We start from the raw sequence: 21,682 nt of genomic DNA on the forward strand, positions 1-21,682 counted from the left end.
TAACCGCGAACCTTAGCCATTCTTTGGCTTCTGCCTGCGAAAACAGTCTCATCAGATTTGAACGCCGCAAGGGGCAGCTAACCATGAAATTCTCGATCGCGATCGCCGCGGGTATCGCCGGCAGCTTCTTCGTCGCTCAGGCCGCTTCGGCCGCCGGTGGCTTCGAAGACCAAATGGGCCGTTGCCTGCAGCAGTTCGCGAACACCCGCGACGCCGCTCAGGTGATGCTGGAATGCACCGCCGACGCCGGCAAGCTGTCGGACTGCAAGGTCGTCGACAACAGCGCCGCTGGTAAAGGTTTCGACAAGGCCGCCATGTGCATCGCCGAGAAGCTGCCGATGGGCGCCAAGACCGGTTCGGTGAAGGTTCCCTTCCGCTTCCCGGGCGGCGCGTAAGCATCGCTTCGTCAGCTTGACGCAGAAAGCCCCCGTCGGTTCGCCGGCGGGGGCTTTTCGTATTTCGGCCAAGCTGTCCGAGCCAGGCTCTAGGGTCGCTGGCTATCCCCGATCCAGCGATCGGGACGCCCGTCAGGCCTCCTGGAGATCCATCGTCCGCGTCGTGGCGGCGATGAAACCGCCGCCCAGCACACGCTCGGGATCGGCCGGATCGTAGAGCACGCAGGCCTGGCCGGGCGCCACGCCTTCCTCGGCGCCGTCGAACATAACGCAGACCTCGCCGTCGCGGATCGCCAGGCGGCCGGCGACGGGCTCACGGGTCGAGCGGACGCGAGCCAGCACGGGCTGGCCGTCCCGCGCCGCCGCTTCCAGGCTGTCCTGGCCGCCCAGCCAGCTGCCTTCCTTGAGGGTGAGGGCGGCGGTCAGCAGCGCCTCGCGCGGACCGACGATGACCTGGCGCTTGTCGGCGTCGATCTTCACCACGAACAGGGGGTCGCCGACGGCGATGTTCAGGCCCCGGCGCTGACCGATGGTGTAGCGGGTCACGCCTTCGTGGCGGCCCAGCACGCGGCCGTCCAGGTGCACGACATCGCCCGCTTCCGCGCCTTGCGGGCGGATGCGGTCGATCACCGTGGTGTACTTGCCCTCGGGCACGAAGCAGATGTCCTGGCTGTCGGGCTTGTCGGCGATGGCCAGGCCAAGCCCCGCGGCGACGGCGCGCACGGTGGGCTTGTCCATGCCGCCCAGCGGGAAGCGCAGGAAGTCCAGCTGGTCGCGCGTGGTGGCGAACAGGAAATAGCTCTGGTCCTTGGCCGGGTCGGCGGCGCGACGCAGCTGCGGACGGTTGCCGCCCCCCGCGAACGCGCGTTGAACATAGTGGCCCGTCGCCATGGCCTCGGCGCCCAGGTCGCGGGCCACGTCCAGCAGGTCGCGGAACTTGACCGTCTGGTTGCAGCGCACGCACGGGATCGGCGTCTCGCCGCGCAGATAGGCGTCGGCGAAGTCCTCGATGACCTGCTCGCGGAAGCGGCTCTCGTAGTCGAGCACATAGTGCGGGATGCCGATGCGCTCGGCGGCCTGGCGGGCGTCCAGGATGTCCTGGCCGGCGCAGCAGGCGCCCTTCTTGGTGATCGCCGCGCCGTGGTCGTAGAGCTGCAGGGTGACGCCGACGACGTCATAGCCGGCCTTGGCCAGCAGGGCGGCGGTGACGGTGGAATCCACGCCGCCGGACATGGCCGCGACGATCCGCGTCCCCTCCGGCAGGCTGACGGCCGCGCGCACCTGTTCGACCGCGCGCGCGATGAGCGAGTCGGCGTCGTTCGTGGCGGCGGGGGTCAGCAGGTCGGCGTCCATCGCCGCCATATAGCGGTTGATGGCTGGTTTTGCGAGGTTGGGGGAGGGCGGCTTGTCGCCGCTCCCCTACTTCAGCACGTTCAGCAGCGACGAGGCCTGCAGGCTGGTGAACACCTGGGCCGAGGCCTGGACGGCCAGCTTGGCGGCTTCCAGGCGGGTCACGGCGTCGGCCATGTCGACATCGGTGATGCCGCCGACCATGCCGGTCAGGGTGTCGGCCTGGTTCGACAGGTCGGCGGTCGCGGCCTCGAAGCGCTTCTGGGTCACGCCGTTCTTGCCCTGCAGGTCGACTACGCCCTTCTGGGCGGTGTCGAACGTGGACAGCAGGCCGGTCAGGAACTGGACCTGGGCGTCGTCCAGCTTGCCGGTGAAGTCGCCATTGGCGTCGACATAGGCCTGCACCTGCTTGAAGGCGTCGAATACGTTCGTGCCAATCGCGTCGCCCAGCACGCCGGTCTTGGCGTTGGTCTGCTCGTCGATGCGGTTGGTGGTGATGTACTGGTCGTTGTGGAACAGGTCGGCGGTGGTCGGCGCGGTGGTCAGGTCGGCCATGGTGGTCGCCGAGGTCGTGGCCGTATCGGTCTTGGCGCCGGAGAACACGTAGAGTCCGTTCGACTTGGTGTTCAGCCCCTGGATCACGTCGCCGAAGCTGGCCTGCATCTGCTGCATCAGCGTGGTGGCGTTGCCGGCGGCCAGGGCGTTGGCGATGGCCTCGCGGGCCTTCTGGGTTCCGTCGGCCACGCGGCCCAGGCCGGTGTCCTGCATCTCCAACCGGTTTCCGACCTGCTTCGACTGGTCGAGCAAGCCGTTGATCCGGTTCTGGGTGCCGCGCATGGCGGTCAGGATCTCGGCGTTCTTGGCGTAGCCTTTCAGGTCGTTGGCGACCTTCTGGCTGGACACCTGGGCGCCCACGTCATTCTGGCGGATCTGCGCCTTCATGAGGTTGGACGTCATGATGTTGTAGTTCTGAATGGTCGAGACGCGGGTCATGGCTTACCTCACAAGTCCGGTGAGCACGTCGAACATGTCCTTGGTCGCCTGGATCAGGCGGGCCGAGGCGTTGAAGGCTTGCTGGTAGGTGGTCAGGTTGATCAGTTCTTCGTCGAGGTTCACGCCCTCTTCCGACTGCCGCTGGCTGTCGACCTCGCTGGACACCGCGTCGGCGGCGTCCTTGCGGTTGGCGGCGGTGGCGGACTTGCGGGCGATCGAGCCGCTGAAGTCCGAGGCGTAGCGGTTGACGCTCATATTGACGGCCGAGGCGTCGCCGGCGGCCGAGAAGCCGGCGGCATTGTCGCCGGACTTTGCCAGGGCCAGGGCTCCGCGTCCGTCGCCGACGGCCAGGGCCGGGTTGCCGCCGACGGCCTGGCTCAGGTCCAGCTGGGCCAGGGGCAGCAGCTTCGGGTTCTCGTTCATCGCCTTACTGACGAAGAATTTCTCGCCCCGGGTGCTGCGTTCGGCCGGGCCCAGGCCGAAGAGCTGGCTGACGGACGGGCCGCCGACGCCGCGTTCAGTGGTGTCGGCCTGGATCGACATCGACACCGGCGTCGTCCCGTTCGAGGTGAAGCCGATCTGGCCCTTGGCGTTCAGCGAGAACTGGCCGTAGAGGCCCACGCCCGAGGCGCGCGAGTTCAGCGCATCCAGCATGTCCTGCATCGTGCCGCTCGCGGGGGGGAGGGGGGGGGCGACGACGATGTCGCGGATGCGGCCGCCTTCGACGTCGGTCAGGCGGATGGTCATCGAGCCGGAAGTGAAGCCGTGCGGATCGGCCGACGTCAGGCCCGTCTCGTACGGCGAGTAGCCGTTGGTGCGGATGATGTCGTTCAGGCCGAAATAGTGGCTGAAACCCTTGCCGGCCTTGCTCGACGGGCTGGTCGCGTCGTCCTGGATGGCCACGCCCAGGCCGCCGCTTCCGGTCAGGGTCAAGGCCCCGCCCGAGAAGCCGGCCGCGCCCATGCCGCCCATGGCGGTGTTCAGCTGGGCCATGAAGTCGGACGGGGTGAAGCTGGGCCCGGCCGCGCCGTCGATGCTCATCGTGCCGGCGTCGAAGTCGATGTCGATCCGGCGCTGGATGACGCCGCTGCTGTCGGTCAGGGCGATCGTGGTCTTGCCGGTGAAGCCGGTCATGGCCGCGGTTTCGTCCAGACCGGTGTTGCGGCCGGTCATGCTGGTCGGGGCGGGCACCGACGAGGCGGCGTTGGCGGCGCGGTTGATCTCCTCGGCCGCGCGCGAAGTGAACTCGCCCAGCTGGTCGGACAGGTTGACCAGCTCGGTGTTGCGCACGTCCAGCAGACCCTTGATCTCGCCGCTGGAGATGTTCAACGGCGTGGGCTGCACCGAGCCGTTGGCCAGTTGCACGGTCAGGTAGCCCGTGGCGGTGGCCGAGGTCTGGTAGGTCATCTTGGCCGCGCCGTCGCCGGCCAGGGGCAGGCCTTCGGTCGAGCGGACATAGATCCCGCCCAGCTGCCGGGGCGTGACCTGGACGTTCATCAGCTTGGACAGTTCGTCGACCAGGCTGCTCTGGACGTTCTCGGCGCCGGTGGCGTCGGCCCCGGCCACCTTGGCGCGGGTGATGTCGGTGTTGAGGCCGTCGATCTGGCTCAGCAGGTCGTTGACGCGGTCGACATCGGCCGAGATGCGGGTGTCGGCGTCCTTGCCCAGCTTGGACAGCGACGAGGTGATACGGCTGGATTCACTGAGGAAGTCGTCCACCCGCGTCAGCGCCTGGGTGCGCAGCAGGGACGAGGACGGATCGTCCTGGGCCGACGAGAAGGCCGAGAAGATGTCGTCCAGGGTCGAGAAGAAGCTGCTGTCGCCGCTGGGATCGCCGAACAGCTGCTGGGCGCGGTTGAGGGTGTCGGCCACCACGGAGGTGCGGCCGCTGTCCGAGGCGGCGTTGAGGCTGGCCGACTGCAGGAAGCGGTCGGTCGCGCGCTTGATGGCGTCGATGCTGACGCCCACCCCCATGCCGTTGGACAGCAGGTTCGACTGGCTGATCGTCTTGCGGACGTAGCCGGTGGTGTTGACGTTGGCGATGTTGTCCGAGGTGACGCGCAGACCCGTCTGCGCGGCCATCATGCCGGACGTCGCCGTGTTCATGATCGCATTCAGCGACATGCGGCAGCTCCCCTAGAAGTGGGCGTCGAGGGCGACACCGCCCCCAAAGCCCACTTCGAATTTGTGTAGATCGAGCCTGCTCATCGAAACCGGACGGAAAGGTCCGGCTTCGACAGGCTCGTGCTGGGCAAACCGCGCAACGCAGGGCGCGTCGTTGCCCGGCCAAACTTGCCGGGTTACGCAGGGAATGGAGTTCCCAGTATTTGCCAAGCTATTGAAATTCATTGCGAAAAGTTCCGGCGGTCGGAAGTTCGACGAGGGATCATGCGCAAGGACGGCGCCAACTGGCCCCGCGACCGGGCGACGCGGCAACTCCCGTCCCTTTCGACCGGGCGGGCCCGGCAAAAAGCGCCGCACGGAGAGCGATTTTGCTTCGTAAACAAGCCATTAAGATGAGCGGAAACAAAGGCTTGAGACCATTTCGGCGAGTTGGCCCGACCGTTGCGTAAGGAGGCCGGACAAAGGCGCGTTCGTCATGGACCGCCGTCTCAACCGAGCAACGACTGCGAATGACCGCGATCGCCGCACCCACCGCCGCTCTTCCCGCCGCGCCGCCGCCGGCCGCGAACGGCAAGTCGTCGGGCGACGGCTTCGACGCCCTGCTGGCCATCGCCGGCAAGAGCGATGAGGCCCCCGCGCCCCGCGCCCCGTCGCGTACGGAGTCGAAGAGCGACGCTCGCGATGACGACCGTGACACCAGGGCGGCCGACAAGCCGACCAGGACGGACGGCAAGACCGACGCCAAGCGCGCCGATCGCGCCGACAGGGCCGATGACGCTCAGGACGCTAAGGCCGCTCAGGACTCCAAGAAGGCCGACGCCGCCGACGCCAAGGCCTCGGACAAGGCCGACGCTGGCAAGGACGGCAAGAGCGACGCCGCGGACAACAAGGCCTCGGACAAGGACGCCGACCAGAAGGATGACGCGGCGAACGCCGCCGACGCCGCGGCCCAGGCCGCCGCCACCCTGATCGCCGCCATGACCGCGCCGGTCCAGGCTCCGGTCCCCGTTGAAGCCGCCGCCGACGCTCAGCCGGCCGCGGACGCGACGGCCGCCGTCGCCAATCAGGCCGTCGATTTCGCCGCCGCCGTGCAAACGGCTCAGACCCAGGCCCAGGTGACCGCGCCGGTCGCCGCCGAAGCCGCTCAGCCCGCCTCGCCCCAGCAGCAGACCGCCGCCGTTCAGGCTCCGGTCCAGACGGCCACGCCGGCCACGCCGGCCGCCGCCGCGCCGGAAGGTCAGGCCGTCGACGCCGCCGCGCTCGAGGCTCTGGCCGCCCTCGCCAGCGGCGAAGCGACCCCGGTCTCGACCGACGACCTGACCGCGCCCAAGGCTGTCGACGCCAAGGCCGGCGACGCCAAGACCGCCGACGCGGCCAAGACCGCCGACGCGGCCAAGACCGCCGCCCCCCAGCCGGCCGCCCCGCAAGCGCCCGTGGCCCCGGTCGCCGCGCCGGCCGTCCAGGTCGCCGCGGAGGTGATCGAGGCGCCGGTGGTCGAGGTCGCTCCGGTCGTCGCCGAGACCGTTGCCGCCGCCGAGGCCGCCGAGCCGGAAACCGCCCAGACCACGACCAAGACCGCCGAGGCTCCCAAGGCCGCGCCGTCGCCGCTGGCCGCCCAGGCCAAGGCCGCCGACGCGGTGGCCGTCGAGACCGCCCAGGCCGTCACCGCCGTCGCCGCGGACAAGGGGGAAACGACCACCGACGCCAAAGGCTCGGACAAGGCCGCCGCGACGATCGCTTCGGTCGAAGCGCCGGTCGCCGCCGCGGCCGCCGTCGACACCAACGCCATGGCCGTCCCGGCTCCGGTCGCCCAGGCTCAGGCCGCCAGAGCCGCCGCGCCGGCCGCGGCGCCCGCCCCAGTGCGCGGTTCGCCCGAGACCGTCGCGGCCCTGTCGGCCGAGATCCTCAAGCGCGCGGACAAGGCCACCCGCTTCGACGTGACCCTGACCCCGGATAACCTGGGCAAGGTCGACGTGCGCATCGAGATCGGCCGCGACGGCGCGATGACCGCCTCGATGAGGTTCGACACCGTCCACGCCGCTCAGGAACTGCGCAGCAAGGCGGGCGAACTGCGCCAGGCCCTGAACGACGCCGGCTTCAGCGTCGCCGACAATGGCCTGTCGTTCGACGTCTCCAGCCAGAACAACGGCCAGAATTCCAACCCCTTCCTCGCTTTCCAGGACTTCGGCGACCAGGGACGGCGCGCCTTCTCGGGCCGCGCCTTCCAGGCCTCGCTGACCGGCGAGGAAGACATCGCCATCGCCCCCGCTGACCTGCTGCCCGGCCTGAAGACGGTCGCCGACAGCGGTCTCGACATCCGCATCTAAGGAAGGACCGAGTCATGGCCTCCGCCGTCTCGTCTCAGAACACCTCTTCGGTCCTCGACAAGATCAACAACTCGCGCACGTCGCTCGCCAACAACGAGCAGACGTTCCTGAAGCTGCTGACCGTCCAGTTGAAGAACCAGGACCCGCTTTCGCCCACCGACACGACCCAGATGACCAGCCAGATCACCCAGATGACGGGCGTCGAGCAGCAACTGGTCACCAACGATCTGCTGGCCGCCCTGGTCGGGATGAACACCGGCACGGGCCTGTCGGAAGGCGTCAACATGATCGGCAAGCAGGTCACCGCGACCACCGACAACTCGACCCTGAAGGACGGCAAGGCGGTCTTCTCGTGGAGCCAGCCGGGCGGTTCGACCTCGCTGACCGTCGAAGTGAAGAACGCCGCCGGCAAGGTGGTCCGCACGCTGAAGCCGGACGACCAGAAGAGCGGCGACCACACCATCACCTGGGACGGCAAGGACGACAGCGGCGCCCAGCTGGAAAACGGCGGCGTCTACACCATCGCCGTCACCGCCAAGGGCGCGGACGGCAAGGAAATCAAGGCGACGAACATCAAGGGCCGCACCGAAGGCGTGGTCACGGCGGTCGACAACTCCACAGGCTCGCCGCAGGTCATCATCAACGGCAAGCCGGTCCCCATCGACAACGTCATCGGCGTCACCGCCGTGGCCGCCAACTCCGACACCAAGACGGACGACAAAACGGACACCAAGACGGAAGACAAGACGGAAGACAAAGCCGCCTAGATCTCGCCGCCACCCTATCGAACGGGCGTCAGAATGACGCCGACGCGGTCCCCGGAAGACGGTCTTCCCCCGGACCCAAACGCAAACAGCGCTGAACCCTTCGAACCCCATTTAGAAGCAGGAATTCAGTCATGAGCATCAACAGCGCCATGCTCGCCGGCGTCTCCGGCCTGATCGCCAACTCGTCGGCCCTGGCCGCGATCTCGGACAACATCGCCAACGTCAACACCGTCGGCTACAAGCGCTCCAGCGCCAACTTCTCGACCCTGGTGACCTCGGGCTCGAAGAACCAGGCCTACAGCGCCGGCGGCGTGAAGGCTCAGACGCACCAGTACGTCAGCCAGCAGGGCCTGACCCAGTCGACCACCTCGAACCTCGACCTGTCGATCTCGGGTTCGGGCTTCTTCGTCACCACCGAGAAGCCGGAAAACCTGACGGCGACCGACACCCGCTCGTTCACCCGGGCCGGTTCGTTCCAGCTGGACAACCTGGGCTACCTGCGCAACGACGCTGGCCTCTACCTGCAAGGCTGGCTGGCCGATCCGGTCAGCGGCATGATCACGCCCGACCCGTCGGACCTGATGCAACTGTCGTCGATCAACGTCGGCAGCGTCGGCGGCACGGCCGAGAAGACGACCCGCGTCGGCGTCAACGCCAACCTGCGTTCCGAACAGCCGGTCGCCGCCGCCGTCTCGTACAAGGTCGGCACCGCAGGCTCGCCCTCGAAGACCAACGTCCAGGACTCCAACCTCGTCAACCACAACCTCGACGTCGTCTACAGCTCGACGGGCGCGGCCAATCCGGCTGCCTCGGGCGAAAACGAATACCTGGTCGACATCAAGGAAAACGGCGTGATCGTCGCCAGCGGCAAGGTCGGCTACAACGCGACGACGGGCGCGCTGGCCAGCTCGACCATCGACTACAAGGGCGCCACCACCCCGGTCGGCAACGTCAACAACACGGCGATCAACGCCGCGGGCGACACGGTCGATCTGGTCGACCTGGGCATCTCCACCGACGCGGACGCCAAGCTGGGCAAGCTTTACGATCCCTCGACCTGGTCGATGTCGGACTACGCCCTCGACAACACCAAGGGCGTGAAGCCGGACTTCGAGATCCAGGTCCCGCTGTCGGATTCCAAGGGCGGTCAGCGCACGGTCACCCTGTCGCTGCTGAAGGGCCCCGGCCCGAACCAGTGGTACGCCGAACTGCGCGCCAAGCCGGGCGACCTGGCCAACAACGCCAACGGCCTGATCAGCACGGGCGTCATCGAATTCACCACCGACGGCAAGCTCAAGGACACGGGCAACCTGTTCGGCGGCACCAGCCCGACCTCGATCTCCATCCAGGCTTCGGGCACCCCGCTGGTGGTCCAGCCGGCCCCGCCAGCCGCGCAACTGCCGCAACCGCCGATCTGGGCCGACGCGCTGGGCATTGACACTCAGGACGTCCAGATCGACCTGGCTAACGCCGCCGGCGGCCTGACCCAGTACAACAGCCAGTCGGTCGTCCAGTCGGTGAACACCAACGGCACCGCCTTCGGCAACCTGACCAATATCGAAGTGGATGACGACGGCTATGTCTCGGCCATCTTCGACAACGGCGTCACCCGCCGGATCGCCCAGGTCGCCGTCGCCACCTTCTCGAACCCGAACGGCCTGAAGGGCGTCAACGGCAACGCCTATCGCGTCACCAACGAAAGCGGCACCTACAGTCTGAAGGCTCCGGGCCAGGGCGGGGCCGGCGGTCTGGCGCCCTCGACGCTGGAAGCTTCGACGGTCGATCTGTCTACTGAGTTTACGGGCCTGATCACCACGCAACGCGCCTACTCGGCGTCGTCGAAGATCATCACGACCGCCGATCAGATGCTTGAAGAGCTTCTGAATATTAAGCGCTGATCATAGGGATTAACGCTCTTTAATTCTTGTGTTTCACATCGAGACACTACGGACTGCTAAAGGAGCCACTCTGTTCAGGCCTTCTTTACTATTGGGATTAAGCCGCTGTTATTAGGCGGCGCCTATAGTGGCCTTCAACAGTGATGGTTGTGGGAAAGGCGTAAAGCCATGTTGCAACAGCAGCGCACGAACAGCCGGGGTGAAAAGTACGTTATCGGTCCGACCGGTGCGCCTCTTACCCTGTCCGATCTGCCGCCGCCGGAGACCCAACGTTGGGTTATCCGTCGTAAAGCCGAGGTCGTGGCCGCCGTCCGCGGGGGCCTGCTCTCGCTCGACGAGGCTTGCGATCGTTATAAGCTGACCAACGAGGAGTTCCTCGCGTGGCAGCAGTCGATCGACCGGCACGGCCTGGCGGGCCTGCGGACCACCCGGATCCAGCAGTACCGTTAAGAGCCGTTCGTCAGGCCATTGGGGGTGCGATATTGTGACCGCCCCTTGCTACTCCTGAGAACCCGCGGGCCTTGCGCCACAAGGGTTTGAAGACGTTCAGCGGCCGCTCCCGAAGGGGGCGGCCGCGACGTTTTGGCGCCGTCCCGGCAGCCTTCCCGACCCAGATATAAACGCCTCGTTTACCTTGTACTGGGTAAATCCTGCCTACCGGCGGGCGGTTCTCGTTCGCCTGCCGGTTCCTCCTCGCGGAGGGGCGTGGGATCAAGGGTGAGGCTTCGTGGAAAGCTTTCTGGGTTCGATCAAGCAGTTTGGCGTCGGCCGTCTGGCCGCGATGCTCGGCGTTGGCGCCGGCGTCGTCGCGGTCCTGGTGGCCCTCGTCATGTTCATGGGCAAGGAGCCCAATGAGCTGCTGTATTCGAACCTGGACCTGAAGGAAGCCTCGCAGGTCACCCAGGCGCTGGACCAGGCGGGCATCAAGTACGAGACCAAGGGCGACGGCTCGACGATCATGGTGGCGCGCGACAAGGTCGCCAGCGCCCGCCTGATGGTCGCCGGCAAGGGCCTCGTGAGCTCCGGCTCCATCGGCTACGAAATCTTCGACGGCAACAACGCGCTGGGCCAGACCGACTTCGTCCAGCAGCTGAACCGTCAGCGCGCCCTGCAGGGCGAGCTGGAACGCACGATCAAGGCCATGCAGGGCGTCAACAGCGTCCGCGTCCACCTGGTGCTGCCCAAGCGCCAGCTGTTCGAGGAAGACGCCGAGCAACCGTCCGCCGCCGTGACCATCGGCGTCGGCTCGCGCGAGCCCTCGTCGGAAATGGTCCGCGCCATCCAGAACCTGGTCTCGTCGTCGGTCCCGAACATGAAGGCCGAGAAGGTCGCGGTCATCGACCAGCACGGCAAGACCCTGTCGGCGCCCAGCGACGACAGCCTGGCCGGCAAGATGGCCGAGGATCGCCGCACCGAAGCCGAGGCCCGCATCGCCAAGACCGTCAAGGACATGATCGAAGGCGTGCTCGGCCCGGGCAAGGCCCGCGTCAACGTCACCGCCGACCTCGACCTGAACCGCGTCACCACCCAGGAAGAGAAGTTCGATCCGGACGGTCAGGTCGTCCGCTCGGAAAGCACCAACGAACAGGGCAACAGCGAGACCAAGAACGACGACACCTCGGGCGTCACCGCGACCGCGAACGTCCCGGGTCAGGGCGGCGCCAACGGCTTCCAGCAGCTGGGCTCGCGCTCGAACGCCAACGAGAGCGTCACCAACTACGAGATCTCCAAGTCGGTCACCACGACCGTCCGCGAGCCGGGCGCGATCCGCAAGGTCGCCGTGGCCGTGGCCATCGACGGCGTCACCGCCCCTCCGGGCAAGGACGGCAAGCCGGGCGCCTATACCCCGCGCACGGCTCAGGAGATCGCGCAGATCGAAGAGCTGGTGAAGACCGCCGTGGGCTTCGACGCCCAGCGCGGCGATCAGGTGAAGGTCACCAACATCAAGTTCCCGCAGCCCGAGGACCAGGGCCTGGAGAAGCAAGGCCTGCTGGCCGGCTTCGACAAGAACGACATCATGCGCTTCGCAGAACTGGGCATCCTGGGCATCGTCGCCCTGCTGGTCCTGCTGTTCGCGGTCCGCCCGTTCATCAAGAACCTGTCAACGCCGGCGCCGGGCCCGATGGCCCTGGCGGGTCCCGGCGGCCAGGTGACCCGCTTGGTCACCCTGTCGGACGGCACTCAGCAGCAGGTCGTGGTCGACCAGTCGGGCGAGCCGATCGCCATCGCCGGTCCGGTCTCCGACATCGACTCGCGCATCGATATCGCCAAGATCGAGGGCCAGGTTAAGGCTTCGTCGATCAAGCGGGTGTCAGAGTTCGTCGAAAAGCATCCGGAGGAATCGGTCGCGATCCTCCGTAACTGGCTGCACGAGTCGACCTGATGGCCATGAAAGTCGCCGTCAACGATATCAAGAACCTCTCGGGGCCGGAAAAGGCCGCGATCGTTCTGCTCGCCCTCGGTGAAGATCACACCAAGATCTGGGAAGCCCTGGACGACGAGGAGATCAAGGAAGTCTCCCAGGCCATGGCCGGCCTCGGCACGGTGTCGGCCAGCGTCGTCGAGGATCTGCTGGTCGAGTTCGTCTCCGGCATGAGCGCGACCGGCGCGATCATGGGTTCGTACGAGCAGACCCAGCGCCTGCTGGCCTCTTTCATGCCTCAGGAGAAGGTCGACGCCCTGATGGAAGAGATCCGCGGTCCGGCGGGTCGAACCATGTGGGACAAGCTGGGCAACGTGAACGAGGCGGTGCTCGCCAACTACCTGAAGAACGAATACCCGCAGACCGTCGCGGTGGTGCTGTCGAAGGTGAAGAGCGATCACGCCGCCCGCGTGCTGGCCTGCCTGCCGGAAGACTTCGCCCTGGAATGCGTCACCCGCATGTTGCGGATGGAGCCGGTGCAGCGCGAGATCCTCGACAAGATCGAGATGACCCTGCGCACCGAATTCATGTCGAACCTGGCGCGCACGTCCAAGCGCGACAGCCACGAGATGATGGCCGAGATCTTCAACAACTTCGACCGCCAGACCGAAGCCCGCTTCATCGCGGCCCTGGAAGAGCGAAACCGCGAGGCGGCCGAGCGCATCCGGGCCCTGATGTTCGTGTTCGAGGACCTGTCGAAGCTGGACCCGGGCGGCATCCAGACCCTGCTGCGCGGCACGCCGAAGGAGCAGCTGGGCCTGGCCCTGAAGGGCGCCTCGGACAAGCTGCGCGACATGTTCTTCTCCAACATGTCGGAGCGCGCCGCCAAGATCATGCGCGAGGACATGGAGAGCATGGGCCCGGTGCGCCTGAAGGACGTCGACGCCGCTCAGGTGGGCATGGTGCAGGTCGCCAAGGATCTGGCCGCCAAGGGCGAGATCATGCTGGCCGGCTCCGGCGGCGACGACGAGCTGATCTACTGAGGCGGATGGCATGACCGACACCCCTCACCGCAGATTTGGCTTCGACACGGTCTTCGACGACCGTGGCGGCGTCGCCTACACCCCGCCGAAGGTGAAGAAGAGCTTCACCCTCGAGGAGGTCGAGGCGGCCAAGGCCCAGGCCTATCAGGAGGGCGAGCGCTCGTCCGTGGCCCGCGCCGAGCAGGAGGCCGCCCAAGCCCTGAACGAGGTGGCTCACGCCATCCGCGAGGCGTTCGGGTCGCTGACCCACGTGGCGCACGAGCACCGTGAAGGCGCGGCCCTGCTGGCCCTGGCCTGCGCCCGCAAGATCGCCGACGCGGCCCTGCAACATTTCCCCGAGGCCCCGGTCTCCGCGGCCCTCGAAGCCCTGGCCCGCGAGGTCGAGGCCCAGCCGCGCATCTTCGTCCGGGTGTCGCCCGAGCTGGAGGAGCGCACCCAACAGGCTCTGGAGCAGGTGGCGACCCAGATTGGCTTCCAAGGCCAGATCGTCGCCCGCGCCGACGGCGCCATGGCCCCGGCGGCCTTCACTTTCGACTGGGGGGAGGGCCGCGCGGCCTTCGATCCAGACGGCGCCGCCCAACGCGTCGCCGAAGCGCTGGAAGCGGCCATCGCCGCCGAAGGCCTCCACGCCGAACCCCTGTTCTCCTGAAAAGGCTGATCCAAGATGGCCGAAGACAATCTCCCGCTCGACGAATTCGGAGGCTCGATGCTCGCCTCCGAAATGCCGGTCGAGCTCAGCGACAAGACGGCGTCGGATCTGGCGCCGGTCTTCGACGTACCGGTCAACATCTCGGCGGTGCTGGGACGCGCGCACATGTCCGTGGCGCAGCTGCTTCAGCTGAGTCAGGGCTCGATCCTGGAGCTGGACCGCAAGGTCGGCGAGGCGATCGACATCTACGTCAACAACCGTCTGGTCGCTCGTGGCGAGGTCGTCGTCGTCGACGAACGCCTGGGCGTGACCATGACGGAAATCATCAAGGACGGCGACCAGGGCTAACGCCCTGCCGTCCGTGAGGGAGAGTAGAAAATGCGGCTTCTGGTCGTCGGAAAACTGAACGGGCAGCTCTCGGTCGCCGTGAAGATGGCGATGAACGCGGGCGCGAAGGTGTCGCACGTCGAAACGACGGAGCAGGCGACCAATGCCCTGAGGGCAGGGCAGGGCGCCGACCTGCTGATGGTCGAGTACTCGCTCGACATCGCCGGCCTGATCGCGGCCAACGAGGCCGAGCGGATGCGGGTGCCGGTGGTGGCCTGCGGCGTCGACGCCGACCCCGCCCGCGCGGCCGCCGCCATCAAGGCCGGGGCCAAGGAATTCATCCCGCTGCCGCCGGACGCCGAGCTGATCGCCGCCGTCCTGGCCGCCGTCACCGACGATGAAAAGCCGATGGTCGTCCGCGACCCGGCCATGGAGTCGGTGATCAAGCTGGCCGACCAGGTCGCCGCGTCCGAAGCCTCGATCCTGATCACCGGCGAAAGCGGTTCGGGTAAGGAGGTCATGGCCCGCTACGTCCACGGCAAGTCGCGCCGGGCTAAGGCCCCGTTCATCTCGGTCAACTGCGCCGCCATCCCCGAGAACCTGCTGGAAAGCGAGCTGTTCGGCCACGAGAAGGGCGCCTTCACCGGCGCCATGGCCCGCCGCATCGGCAAGTTCGAGGAAGCCGACGGCGGCACCCTGCTGCTGGACGAAATCTCGGAAATGGACGTGCGCCTGCAGGCCAAGCTGCTGCGCGCCATCCAGGAACGCGAGATCGACCGCGTCGGCGGCTCCAAGCCGGTCAAGGTCAATATCCGCATCCTGGCCACCAGCAACCGCGACCTCGTCCAGGCCGTGAAGGACGGCATCTTCCGCGAAGACCTGCTCTATCGCCTGAACGTCGTGAACCTGCGCCTGCCGCCGCTGCGCGAGCGCCCGGGCGATGTGATCAGTCTGTGCGAGTTTTTCGTGAAGAAGTACTCGGCCGCCAATGGCGTGCCGGAAAAGCCGATTTCGGCCGAGGCCCGCCGTCGCCTGATCGCCCACCGCTGGCCGGGCAACGTCCGCGAGCTGGAAAACGCCATGCACCGCGCGGTGCTGCTGTCGACCGGTCCGGAGATCGAGGAGTTCGCCATCCGCCTGCCGGACGGTCAGCAACTGGCCCCCGCGCCGGATGTCGCCGTCGCCCGCGGCGCCCAGATGGCCGCGGACGCCGTCTCGCGCGCCTTCGTCGGCTCGACCGTCGCCGAGGTCGAGCAGAAGCTGATCATCGACACGCTGGAGCACTGCCTGGGCAACCGCACCCACGCGGCCAACATCCTGGGCATCTCGATCCGCACGCTGCGCAACAAGCTGAAGGAATACAGCGACGCCGGCGTTCCGGTGCCGCCGCCGCAAGGGGGCGTGGGCGCGGCCGCCTAGTGATTTTCGTTGGCGTCGCGGAGCCGAAAACCCCGTCCTTCGACAAGCTCAGGATGAGGTTTTCTACTGAAGCGGCGCCGACCATCGTCCTCATCCTGAGCTCGTCGAAGGACGAGGACGACGCAAGGAAGAAGACGGCCCTAGGGCCAACATGTCGCGGCGCCGCGACCATCCGTCCGGCGCCGAACATGGCTAATTCTCGTTAAGGAGATGGCGGCGGACCGCAAATCGCTTCAAGCGCTGGTCTAGCTTACCCATCAACGGTTCAAGGTTCAGCATGGCCGACGCCGCCGCCCCGACCGCCCGATCCGTCCCCAGCGCCCGGTCGCTGCTGGATGGCTTTCTGCGCGGCGAAATGGGCCTGGCCCTGGGCGTCGTGGGCATCATCGTCCTGCTGATCCTGCCGGTCCCGCCGATGCTGCTGGACATGCTGCTGGCCATCTCGGTGACCGGATCCGTGCTGATCCTGATGACGGCGATCCTGATCAAGCGGCCGCTGGAATTCACCTCGTTCCCGACCGTCCTGCTGGTCTCGACCCTGTATCGCCTGGGTCTGAACGTCGCCTCGACCCGCCTGATCCTGGGCCACGGCCAGGAAGGCACAGGCGGGGCCGGCGCGGTCATCGAGGCCTTCGGTCACCTGATGATGCAGGGCAACTTCGTCATCGGCGTGATCGTGTTCATCATCCTGGTGGTGGTGAACTTCATGGTCGTCACCAAGGGTTCGGGCCGGATCGCCGAAGTCGCGGCCCGCTTCACCCTGGACTCCATGCCCGGCAAACAGATGGCGATCGACGCCGACCTGTCGACCGGCCTGATCGACCAGGAAGGCGCCAAGCTGCGCCGCAAGGAACTGGAACAGGAAAGCACGTTCTTCGGGGCCATGGACGGCGCCAGCAAGTTCGTGAAGGGCGACGCGATCGCCGGCCTGATCATCACCGGCATCAATGTCGTCGGCGGCATCATCATCGGCGTCGTGCAGCACAAGCTGCCGATCGGCCAGGCCGCCTCGACCTACACCATCATGACCATCGGCGACGGCCTGGTCAGCCAGATCCCGGCCCTGATCATCTCGATCGCCGCCGGCATGGTCGTTTCGAAGGCCGGCGTCGAAGGCTCGGCCGACAAGGCCCTGACGACCCAGCTGGCCATGAACCCGGCGGGCCTGGGCATGGTCTCGGCCTCGTCCGGCATCATCGCCCTGATCCCGGGCATGCCGATCATCCCGTTCGCGGTGCTGTCGCTGGCCGCGGGAGCCCTGGCCTACAAGCGCATCCAGGACGCCAAGAAGCCCAAGCCCATCGATCCATCCCTGCTCGAGGCCGCCTCCGCCCCCGCCGAGTCGGAAGAGGAGCCGATCAGCGCCTCGCTGGCCATCGACGACGTCAAGATCGAACTGGGCTACGGCCTGCTGACCCTGATCAACGACCTGGACGGCCGCAAGCTGACCGACCAGATCCGCGCCCTGCGCAAGACCCTGGCCGGCGAGTTCGGCTTCGTCATGCCGCCCGTCCGGATCCTCGACAACATGCGCCTGGCCAACCAGGGCTACGCCATCCGCATCAAGGAGATGGAAGCCGGCGCCGGCGAAGTGCGCCTGGGCAGTCTGATGGCCATGGACCCGCGCGGCGGCCAGGTCGAGCTGCCTGGCGAGCACGTGCGCGAACCCGCCTTCGGCCTGCCGGCCACCTGGATCGCCGACGACCTGCGCGAGGAAGCCACCTTCCGCGGCTACACGGTCGTCGACCCGGCCACGGTGCTGACCACGCACCTGACCGAGATCCTCAAGGAGAACATGGCCGACCTGCTGTCCTACGCCGAGGTGCAGAAGCTCCTGAAGGAGCTGCCCGAGTCGCAGAAGAAGCTGGTCGACGACCTGATCCCGGGCACGGCCACCGCCGCCACGGTGCAGCGCGTGCTGCAGTCGCTGCTGCGGGAGCGCGTCTCGATCCGCGACCTGCCGCAGATCCTGGAAGGCATCGGCGAGGCCGCGCCGCACACCGCCTCGGTCACCCTGCTGGTCGAGCAGGTGCGCGCCCGCCTGTCGCGCCAGCTGTGCTGGGCCAATCGTGGCGACGACGGCGCCCTGCCGATCATCACCCTCTCGGCCGACTGGGAGCAGGCCTTCGCCGAAGCCCTGATCGGTCCCGGCGACGACAAGCAGCTGGCCCTGCCGCCTTCGCGCCTGCAGGACTTCATCCGCGGCGTCCGCGACGCCTTCGAGCGCGCCGCCCTGGCCGGCGAGCACGCCGTGCTGCTGACCAGCCCGGGCGTCCGCCCCTATGTCCGCTCGATCATCGAACGCTTCCGCGGCCAGACCGTGGTGATGAGCCAGAACGAGATCCACCCCCGCGCCCGCCTGAAGACGGTGGGGATGGTCTAGGCGGTCGCCGGCTTCGCGCCGGCCGCCGGTCGGTATTTCTCGGCGTCCGACGTGAACTCGGCATGGCCATAGCGCGCCAGCTGGCGCTTGAGCTTGCCGACCAGCCGGGCGTCGGCCAGGTCCGAGACGCCCGGGACGTTGCGCGCCAGGCGGTAGGCCAGCAGCTGGCTGGTCACCAGCAGCGCCACGACGCCGAACATCATGAAGTCGCGGGGACCGATCCCGACGCCCATGCGCCTGGCGGCCGCGACGTCGCCGTTCATGAAGTTGCGCAGGAAGAACACCTTGGAGAAGCGGCGCTCGACCTTGTCGAACAGGCGGTTCTCCGGGCGCTCGTCCGGCGGCAGGTAGGCGTTCAGCGTGGCCCGGACCAGCTCGCCGCAGGTGGCGTCGTCGAAGCCGGCGCGCAGGGTGCCGCTGCGGGCGTTCATGGTGTCCACCACCCCTTGCGGCGTGTCGGCCAGCAGGTCCTCGGGCAGGCCCAGCAGGAAGCAGCGGTAGCGGGCCAGCTCGACCCGGGCGCGCTCGTCTGCGGTGAAGGTCTTCCGGCCCTGGCCGACGATCTTGTAGCTCATCAGGAAGATCGGGATCAGGCCGGCGGGCATCTGGTCGACCTGCGGAATTGGGATGCCATAGACGCCGACGTCCCAGCGGTCCGAGCGCTTCAGGGCGTTGAACCGCACCATCGAGTGCATCAGTCGCACCATGGCGGCGGCCTTGAAGCCCGCCCCGTGGCGCTCCAGCGAGCCCGGCAGCAGTGTGGTGGTGAAGAAGGTCGCCGTCTCGTTGACCCGGCGGGCGGCCGTGTCGTTCGACAGGGTCCCGGTCAGGGCCATCGGCAGGGCGGCGTATTTGTTCATGAAGGTGGCGATGAACGCGCCTCGGATCGCGAACGGCCCCAGATTGGCGGCGGCGTTGCGGTCCAGCCGCTGGCCCTCGCGCACCAGGTCCATATCGACCCAGGCCGGCGTGGCCTCCATGTCGGCGATGAAGGCGGCCAGTTCCGGCGGCGCGTCCGGCACGGCCGCGACGCCCGCGTCGCAGGCCTGGGTCAGCATCTGGATCAGCGGACGGAAGCCATATTGGGGCATCAGCGCGGCATAGGCGTCTGCGACCACGTCGCCCAGCAGGGTGTAGGCCTTGATCAGGGCGACCTTGTCCGGATCGAGTTTACGCAGGCGCGGCGCGACGCTGGCTTTCGGATCGTCGGTGAAGCGCTCCGGCGTGGCGTCGAAATCGACCTCGCCATAGAGCGCGGGCAGGGCGGTCTTCTGGGACGCGACCTTGGCCCGGACCTTTTCGAGGGCGGCGTTCATGGGAACTCCTGGCGTAGCGGAACCGAGACGGATCCAACTGTTCGGCGCTAGGTTAGGCCCACAGAACCCAGACGCTACTCGCCTTGCCCGCATCTCGGAGGCCAAGCCACAAGTGACTGAAAAGACGAGGCGAACGCCGCGCCAGTCGCGCTCCGAGGCGACGGTGGACGCAATTCTGGAAGCGGCCTTTCAACTTCTCGAGGCCGATGGCGTCGAAGCCTTGACCACCAACCACATCGCCGAGCGGGCCGGGGTCAGCGTCGGCACGCTCTACCAGTACTTCGCCGGCAAGCAGGCGATTCTGGCGGCCCTGGCTCAGCGGCGGGCCGCCGCCGCCCGCGACCGCATCGCCGAGATCGTCATCGCGGGACCTGAACTGGGGGCGGTGCGCCTGATCGTCCGCACCCTGGCCACGGCCTTCGAGGGCTTGCCCGCCACCCGCCGCGCGCTGCTGGACGCCCTGACCCTGGCGGGCGGCGACGACGTGGTCATGCGTCACCACCTGACGTTCTTCGACACGATCGCCGGCAAGACCGCCTTCGGCTTTCCGTTGTCGCCCGAGGCTGGCTTCGTCCTGACCCACGCGGTGGTCGGATTGCTGCGCGCGGCGACCGCCGAGACCGAGCTGGCGCTGGACCCGGCGCGGCTGGAGGACGAGCTGGTGCGGCTGATGGAGGCCTATATCGGGGCCCTGGTCATGGCCCCTCGTGGCGACGGCGGCTCGCCCCGGTAGAACGTGGCGTCGACTCGCCGACGGAACCGTGTCCGCAAGGTCACGTTGTTTCCGGCAAGGGAGGGGCCCCTTTCGACGGAGAGTGACCATGACCAACAAGATCGCCCTGCTCGCCGCCGCCGCGTCCCTGACGTTCGCCGGCGCGGCTTTTGCCCAGAGCACGACCACCACGACGACCCCGGCCGCGCCGACCACCGGCGCCATGCCGCCGGCCTCGACCACCATGCCGGCGCCCACTCAGTCCATGACCACGACGATGCCGACCCAGAGCACGACCACCACGACCACGCCGTCGGCCTCGACGACGACTCAGACCACCACCCCGTCCGCCGACGCCGCGGGCGCGCCGACCTCGGCCAGCGTCGCCAGCTTCAAGGTCGGTTCGGCCGTGAAGGACGTCGGCGGCGTCTCGGTCGGCCAGATCACCGGCACCAGCACCGGCGCCGACGGCTCGACCAACGTCATCGTCACCAATGGCGGCGTGAAGTTCGCCCTGCCGGCCAACAGCCTGAGCGCGGCCGCCGACGGCAGTGTATCGACCACGGCCACCAAGGCTCAGATCGACGCCACGGTCGCGGGCGCCAAGCCGCAGTAAGCGACCCGTATCCGCACGGATGCGACAGCGAGCCCGCTCGGCATTGCCGAGCGGGCTCGTCACTGATAGCGATGACCATCAAGAGGGGCGGTCATCGCCGACTTGGGGTTCAGTATGCCTCCGGCCAATAAGACTAAGCGTGGGTCCAACTCACTGCTGTGGGACTTGCTCACGTTCGATCGCCTGGTCACCGGGCCGGTGATTCACTTCATCTATTGGGCTGGCCTCGGGGTCGTGGCCCTGTTCGGCTTTTCGGTCGTCGGCGCCGCCGTGGGCCTGGCGCTGAAGGAGCCGGGCGTCGGCTCGCTGCTGCTGGCCTTCCCGGTGCTGGTCGCCGGCCTGCTGGTCGCGGGCGCGCTGGTGCTGCTTTGGCGCGCCTTCTGCGAGTTCTACGTCGCCATCTTCCGGATCAGCGAGGACCTGCGGGCCCTGCGCCAGACCAGCGACGCCGACCACGCCGCCATCCGGGCTCGCCAGGCGGCGCAGCCGCCGCGCTCTCAGGTTTAAGGTCAAGCGGCCCAGCCGCCGCGTACTCAGGTTTAAGGCCGCTACTTCGCGACGGTCTTCAGCTGATCGCGCAGCGCGCTCATCGTCTCCAGCGGCATGTCGAGCGCGCAGAACAGCTTCTCGGGGATAGAGACGGCCTGATCGCGCAGGGCGCGGCCCTTATCGGTCAGCGCCACGATGACCCGCCGCTCGTCCTCCGGATCCCGGGTTCGCTGGACGAGACCGCCGGCTTCCAGACGCTTGAGCAGCGGGGTCAGGGTGCTGGAATCCAGGTCCAGGGCGTCGCCCAGGGCCCCGACGGTCCGGGGACTGGCCTCCCACAGCACCAGCAGGGCCAGATACTGCGGATAGGTCAGCCCCAGGGCGTCCAGCATGGGCCGGTAGAGCCGCGTCATCCGGTTGGCCGCGCCGTAGAGGGCGAAGCACAGCTGGTTGTCGAGGCGCAGGACCTCGATCGGAGCATCGGACGGCGCGGACTTCTTCTGGGTCATGAC

Annotated in this window: 19 protein-coding genes; 14 read left to right on the forward strand and 5 right to left on the reverse strand. The window is 67.6% G+C overall.

Going from position 1 to position 21,682, the window contains the following annotated elements; all coding sequences use genetic code 11:
• The first annotated feature begins 83 nt into the window (after nucleotides 1-83).
• Entirely contained in the window at nucleotides 84-395 is a 312-nt protein-coding gene (locus AC1RJ9_RS00695) for a hypothetical protein (protein WP_099580748.1), read from the forward strand.
• A gap of 132 nt (nucleotides 396-527) precedes the next feature.
• Here AC1RJ9_RS00695 and mnmA read toward each other — a convergent pair whose 3' ends face one another.
• The 3 genes from mnmA to flgK form a co-directional block, all read right to left on the reverse strand.
• A complete protein-coding gene (gene mnmA, locus AC1RJ9_RS00700) occupies nucleotides 528-1,748 on the reverse strand; it encodes a tRNA 2-thiouridine(34) synthase MnmA (RefSeq protein WP_492836091.1) in 1,221 nt (406 codons plus the stop codon).
• 66 nt (nucleotides 1,749-1,814) lie between these two features.
• Complete coding sequence (locus tag AC1RJ9_RS00705; RefSeq protein WP_492835654.1) at nucleotides 1,815-2,738, reverse strand: flagellin; 924 nt, start codon at nucleotides 2,736-2,738, stop codon at nucleotides 1,815-1,817.
• A 3-nt stretch (nucleotides 2,739-2,741) separates the two neighbouring features.
• A complete protein-coding gene (gene flgK / locus AC1RJ9_RS00710; protein WP_492835652.1) occupies nucleotides 2,742-4,862 on the reverse strand; it encodes a flagellar hook-associated protein FlgK in 2,121 nt (706 codons plus the stop codon).
• 509 nt (nucleotides 4,863-5,371) lie between these two features.
• Here flgK and AC1RJ9_RS00715 point away from each other — a divergent pair.
• From AC1RJ9_RS00715 to flhA, 10 genes are all read left to right on the forward strand, one after another.
• Nucleotides 5,372-7,189, forward strand: a complete 1,818-nt coding sequence (locus AC1RJ9_RS00715; protein WP_492835650.1) for a flagellar hook-length control protein FliK — start codon at nucleotides 5,372-5,374, stop codon at nucleotides 7,187-7,189.
• A 14-nt stretch (nucleotides 7,190-7,203) separates the two neighbouring features.
• Nucleotides 7,204-7,956 (forward strand): flagellar hook assembly protein FlgD, encoded by a 753-nt coding sequence (locus AC1RJ9_RS00720; RefSeq protein WP_492835648.1) that lies wholly within the window; start codon nucleotides 7,204-7,206, stop codon nucleotides 7,954-7,956.
• A 131-nt stretch (nucleotides 7,957-8,087) separates the two neighbouring features.
• Nucleotides 8,088-9,854, forward strand: a complete 1,767-nt coding sequence (gene flgE / locus AC1RJ9_RS00725) for a flagellar hook protein FlgE (protein ID WP_492835646.1) — start codon at nucleotides 8,088-8,090, stop codon at nucleotides 9,852-9,854.
• Nucleotides 9,855-10,022: 168 nt separating this feature from the next.
• Nucleotides 10,023-10,304 (forward strand): CtrA inhibitor SciP, encoded by a 282-nt coding sequence (gene sciP, locus AC1RJ9_RS00730; protein WP_047410412.1) that lies wholly within the window; start codon nucleotides 10,023-10,025, stop codon nucleotides 10,302-10,304.
• Nucleotides 10,305-10,581: 277 nt separating this feature from the next.
• Nucleotides 10,582-12,237 carry a flagellar basal-body MS-ring/collar protein FliF gene (gene fliF, locus AC1RJ9_RS00735; protein ID WP_492835644.1) on the forward strand — a complete coding sequence of 552 codons (1,656 nt, stop codon included), beginning with the start codon at nucleotides 10,582-10,584 and terminating at the stop codon, nucleotides 12,235-12,237.
• Complete coding sequence (gene fliG, locus AC1RJ9_RS00740) at nucleotides 12,237-13,259, forward strand: flagellar motor switch protein FliG (RefSeq protein ID WP_492835642.1); 1,023 nt, start codon at nucleotides 12,237-12,239, stop codon at nucleotides 13,257-13,259. The genes fliF and fliG overlap by 1 nt, the downstream gene beginning before the upstream one ends.
• Nucleotides 13,260-13,269: 10 nt before the next feature.
• The gene (locus tag AC1RJ9_RS00745; protein WP_492835640.1) at nucleotides 13,270-13,908 is read left to right on the forward strand and encodes a FliH/SctL family protein; all 639 of its coding nucleotides are present in this window, start codon (nucleotides 13,270-13,272) and stop codon (nucleotides 13,906-13,908) included.
• 15 nt (nucleotides 13,909-13,923) lie between these two features.
• A complete protein-coding gene (gene fliN / locus AC1RJ9_RS00750) occupies nucleotides 13,924-14,256 on the forward strand; it encodes a flagellar motor switch protein FliN (protein WP_492835638.1) in 333 nt (110 codons plus the stop codon).
• A 30-nt stretch (nucleotides 14,257-14,286) separates the two neighbouring features.
• Nucleotides 14,287-15,654: a sigma-54-dependent transcriptional regulator FlbD gene (gene flbD / locus AC1RJ9_RS00755; RefSeq protein WP_492835636.1), complete on the forward strand. Its 1,368-nt coding sequence runs from the start codon at nucleotides 14,287-14,289 to the stop codon at nucleotides 15,652-15,654.
• 277 nt (nucleotides 15,655-15,931) lie between these two features.
• On the forward strand, nucleotides 15,932-18,037 hold the full coding sequence (gene flhA, locus AC1RJ9_RS00760) for a flagellar biosynthesis protein FlhA (RefSeq protein ID WP_492835634.1): 2,106 nt from the start codon (nucleotides 15,932-15,934) through the stop codon (nucleotides 18,035-18,037).
• On the opposite strand, the gene AC1RJ9_RS00765 is transcribed toward flhA, so the two are convergent.
• Complete coding sequence (locus AC1RJ9_RS00765; RefSeq protein ID WP_492835632.1) at nucleotides 18,034-19,353, reverse strand: oxygenase MpaB family protein; 1,320 nt, start codon at nucleotides 19,351-19,353, stop codon at nucleotides 18,034-18,036. The two genes, flhA and AC1RJ9_RS00765, sit on opposite strands and share 4 nt — an antisense overlap.
• Before the next feature lie 112 nt (nucleotides 19,354-19,465).
• On the opposite strand from AC1RJ9_RS00765, the gene AC1RJ9_RS00770 reads away from it, so the two are divergent.
• The 3 genes from AC1RJ9_RS00770 (at nucleotide 19,466) to AC1RJ9_RS00780 (ending at nucleotide 21,188) form a co-directional block, all read left to right on the forward strand.
• A complete protein-coding gene (locus AC1RJ9_RS00770; protein WP_492835630.1) occupies nucleotides 19,466-20,086 on the forward strand; it encodes a TetR/AcrR family transcriptional regulator in 621 nt (206 codons plus the stop codon).
• Nucleotides 20,087-20,174: 88 nt separating this feature from the next.
• The gene (locus AC1RJ9_RS00775) at nucleotides 20,175-20,681 is read left to right on the forward strand and encodes a hypothetical protein (RefSeq protein ID WP_492835629.1); all 507 of its coding nucleotides are present in this window, start codon (nucleotides 20,175-20,177) and stop codon (nucleotides 20,679-20,681) included.
• A gap of 102 nt (nucleotides 20,682-20,783) precedes the next feature.
• Nucleotides 20,784-21,188: a DUF4282 domain-containing protein gene (locus AC1RJ9_RS00780; protein ID WP_492835627.1), complete on the forward strand. Its 405-nt coding sequence runs from the start codon at nucleotides 20,784-20,786 to the stop codon at nucleotides 21,186-21,188.
• A 41-nt stretch (nucleotides 21,189-21,229) separates the two neighbouring features.
• On the opposite strand, the gene AC1RJ9_RS00785 is transcribed toward AC1RJ9_RS00780, so the two are convergent.
• A complete protein-coding gene (locus tag AC1RJ9_RS00785) occupies nucleotides 21,230-21,679 on the reverse strand; it encodes a MarR family winged helix-turn-helix transcriptional regulator (protein WP_492835625.1) in 450 nt (149 codons plus the stop codon).
• Nucleotides 21,680-21,682 lie beyond the last annotated feature (3 nt).

The organism is Caulobacter sp. GW822-FHT07D08, assembly GCF_058798735.1.

What these genes read in the sequence shown, in the direction of transcription:
- AC1RJ9_RS00695 (WP_099580748.1), top strand. Translation starts at nt 84, where the DNA reads ATGAAATTCTCGATCGCGATCGCCGCGGGTATCGCCGGCAGCTTCTTC.
- mnmA (WP_492836091.1), bottom strand. Translation starts at nt 1,748, where the DNA reads ATGGACGCCGACCTGCTGACCCCCGCCGCCACGAACGACGCCGACTCG.
- AC1RJ9_RS00705 (WP_492835654.1), bottom strand. Translation starts at nt 2,738, where the DNA reads ATGACCCGCGTCTCGACCATTCAGAACTACAACATCATGACGTCCAAC.
- flgK (WP_492835652.1), bottom strand. Translation starts at nt 4,862, where the DNA reads ATGTCGCTGAATGCGATCATGAACACGGCGACGTCCGGCATGATGGCC.
- AC1RJ9_RS00715 (WP_492835650.1), top strand. Translation starts at nt 5,372, where the DNA reads ATGACCGCGATCGCCGCACCCACCGCCGCTCTTCCCGCCGCGCCGCCG.
- AC1RJ9_RS00720 (WP_492835648.1), top strand. Translation starts at nt 7,204, where the DNA reads ATGGCCTCCGCCGTCTCGTCTCAGAACACCTCTTCGGTCCTCGACAAG.
- flgE (WP_492835646.1), top strand. Translation starts at nt 8,088, where the DNA reads ATGAGCATCAACAGCGCCATGCTCGCCGGCGTCTCCGGCCTGATCGCC.
- sciP (WP_047410412.1), top strand. Translation starts at nt 10,023, where the DNA reads ATGTTGCAACAGCAGCGCACGAACAGCCGGGGTGAAAAGTACGTTATC.
- fliG (WP_492835642.1), top strand. Translation starts at nt 12,237, where the DNA reads ATGGCCATGAAAGTCGCCGTCAACGATATCAAGAACCTCTCGGGGCCG.
- AC1RJ9_RS00745 (WP_492835640.1), top strand. Translation starts at nt 13,270, where the DNA reads ATGACCGACACCCCTCACCGCAGATTTGGCTTCGACACGGTCTTCGAC.
- fliN (WP_492835638.1), top strand. Translation starts at nt 13,924, where the DNA reads ATGGCCGAAGACAATCTCCCGCTCGACGAATTCGGAGGCTCGATGCTC.
- flbD (WP_492835636.1), top strand. Translation starts at nt 14,287, where the DNA reads ATGCGGCTTCTGGTCGTCGGAAAACTGAACGGGCAGCTCTCGGTCGCC.
- flhA (WP_492835634.1), top strand. Translation starts at nt 15,932, where the DNA reads ATGGCCGACGCCGCCGCCCCGACCGCCCGATCCGTCCCCAGCGCCCGG.
- AC1RJ9_RS00765 (WP_492835632.1), bottom strand. Translation starts at nt 19,353, where the DNA reads ATGAACGCCGCCCTCGAAAAGGTCCGGGCCAAGGTCGCGTCCCAGAAG.
- AC1RJ9_RS00775 (WP_492835629.1), top strand. Translation starts at nt 20,175, where the DNA reads ATGACCAACAAGATCGCCCTGCTCGCCGCCGCCGCGTCCCTGACGTTC.
- AC1RJ9_RS00785 (WP_492835625.1), bottom strand. Translation starts at nt 21,679, where the DNA reads ATGACCCAGAAGAAGTCCGCGCCGTCCGATGCTCCGATCGAGGTCCTG.